Raw genomic sequence first — 2,348 nt, 5'->3', positions numbered from 1 at the left:
GCCGGGAACTCCGCCACCAGACGTCCTTCGTTCATCACGTACAGCCGGTCGGACAGGCCCAGCAGCTCGGGCATCTCGGACGAGATCACCAGGATGCCGCAGCCCTGCTCGGCCAGGCCGGCGATCAGGCTGTAGATCTCGAACTTGGCGCCGACGTCGATGCCGCGCGTGGGCTCGTCCAGGATCAGCAGGCGCGGTTGCGAGAACAGCCACTTGGCCAGCACCACCTTCTGCTGGTTCCCGCCGGACAGGTGCACGACGCTCTGGTCGACGCCCGCGCAGCGCGTGGCCAGGCGTCGACGGTAGTCCTGCGCCACCTGGTGCTCACGCGCCTTGTCCAGCACGCCGGCGCGCGAGACTTCCCGCAGGTTGGCCAGCGTCGTGTTGACGGCGATCGATTCGTCCAGCAGCAGCCCCAGCGACTTGCGGTCCTCGGTCACGTAGGCCAGGCCGGCGGCGATCGCCTTGGGCACCGTGGACACGTCGACCTCGCGGCCGTCCATCCAGGCGCTGCCGCTGATGCGCCGTCCGTAGCTGCGGCCGAAGACGCTCATCGCGAGCTCGGTCCGGCCCGCGCCCATCAGGCCGGCGATGCCGACGATCTCGCCGCGGCGCACCTTCAGGTTCACGCCCTTGACGACCTCCCGGCCCGCCTGCACCGGGTGCTGGGCGCGCCAGTCGCGGAGCTCGAAGAGCAGGTCACCGATCTTGGGCGTGCGGCGCGGATAACGATCCGCCAGGTCGCGACCGACCATGGCCTGGATGATGCGCGCCTCGCTGAGCGGCTCGCCCCGGCAATCGACGCTGAGGATGGAGCGCCCGTCGCGCAGCACGGTCAGGCCGTCGGCGACGCGGGTGACTTCCTTGAGCTTGTGCGAGATCAGGATGCAGGCGATGCCCTGCGCCCGCAGCTCCATCAGCAGCGCGAGCAGCGCGTCGCTGTCGGCCTCGTTGAGGCTGGAGGTGGGCTCGTCCAGGATCAGCAGCCGCACTTCCTTGGCCAGCGCCTTGGCGATCTCCACCAGCTGCTGCTGGCCGACGCCGAGTTCGCCGACCAGCGTGTCCGGCGATGCGCGCAGGCCGACGCGCGCCAGCAGTTCGACCGCGCGCCGGTGCATCGCCACGCGGTCGATGACGCCCCAGCGCGCCGGCTCGTGGCAGAGGAACAGGTTCTCCGCGATCGAGAGCTGCGGCACCAGCGCCAGCTCCTGGTGAATGATGATGATGCCCAGCCGCTCGCTGTCGGTGATGCCGGCGAAGCGGCGCACCTCGCCGTCGAAGCGGAGTTCGCCGCCGTAATCGCCGCCATGGTCGGGGTGCGGGTAGACGCCCGACACCACTTTCATCAGCGTCGACTTGCCGGCGCCGTTCTCGCCGCAAAGCGCATGGATTTCACCGGCGCGCACCGACAGCCGCACCTCCTCCAGCGCCGCGACGCCATGGAAGCGCTTGGTGATGCCGCGCAGCTCGAGCAGCGGACCGGAGCCCGCGCCGTTCCCAGGAATCGGGTTCATGACTGCAAGTCCCGCGGATCAACGCAGCTGCGTGTCCTTGTAGTAGCCGCTGCCCACGAGCACGGCCTTCGCGTTGCTCGCGTCCACCGAGACCGGCTTGAGCAGCACGCTGGGCACGACCTTCACGCCGTTGTTGTAGGTCTTGGTGTCGTTGATCTGGGAGGGTGTCTTGCCTGACAGCATCTCGTCGCTGACGGTGGCCGCGGCTGCGCGAGCTGGCGCGTGTCCTTGAACACGGTGCTGGCCTGCTCATTCTTGAGGATGGACTTGATCGACGGCAGCTCCGCATCCTGGCCCGAGACGACCGGGCAGGGCTGCTTCGCGGTGCAGTAGCCGGCGCCCTTGAGCGAGGACAGGATGCCCAGGCTGATGCCGTCATACGGCGACAGCACCGCATGCAGCTTGTCCTTGCCGTAGAAGGCCGACAGCAGGTTGTCCATGCGGGCCTGCGCGGTGGCCGCGTCCCAGCGCAGCGTGCCGACCTTGCCGATGCCGAACTGCTTGCTGCGCACCACCAGCTTGCCGCTGTCGAGGTAGGGCTTGAGCACCGACATCGCGCCGTCGTAGAAGAAGGCGGCGTTGTTGTCGTCCGGCGAGCCGCCGAAGAGCTCGATGTTGAACGGTCCCTTGCCCTGCGCCAGGCCGAGCTTGTCGACCAGGCTCTGGCCCTGCATCACGCCGACCTGGAAGTTGTCGAAGGTGACGTAGTAGTCGACGTTCTTCGTGCCCTTGATGAGCCGGTCGTAGGCGACGATCTTGATGCCGCGGTCGGCCGCCTTCTGCAGCACCGGCGACAGCGCGGAGCCATCGATGGACGCGATCACCAGCACCTTC

Annotated in this window: 1 protein-coding gene and 1 pseudogene; both read right to left on the bottom strand. The window is 68.3% G+C overall.

Going from position 1 to position 2,348, the window contains the following annotated elements; genetic code table 11:
• A partial coding sequence (locus tag FUT87_RS01725) for an ATP-binding cassette domain-containing protein (RefSeq protein WP_147239860.1) occupies nucleotides 1-1,514 on the bottom strand: 1,514 nt, incomplete at its 3' end.
• Between the two features lie 18 nt (nucleotides 1,515-1,532).
• Nucleotides 1,533-2,348 (bottom strand): annotated as a pseudogene (locus FUT87_RS01720) (substrate-binding domain-containing protein); the annotation flags it as partial.

Source organism: Mitsuaria sp. TWR114 (genome assembly GCF_007997345.1).
This window is presented reverse-complemented; position numbering and strand designations above follow the sequence as displayed.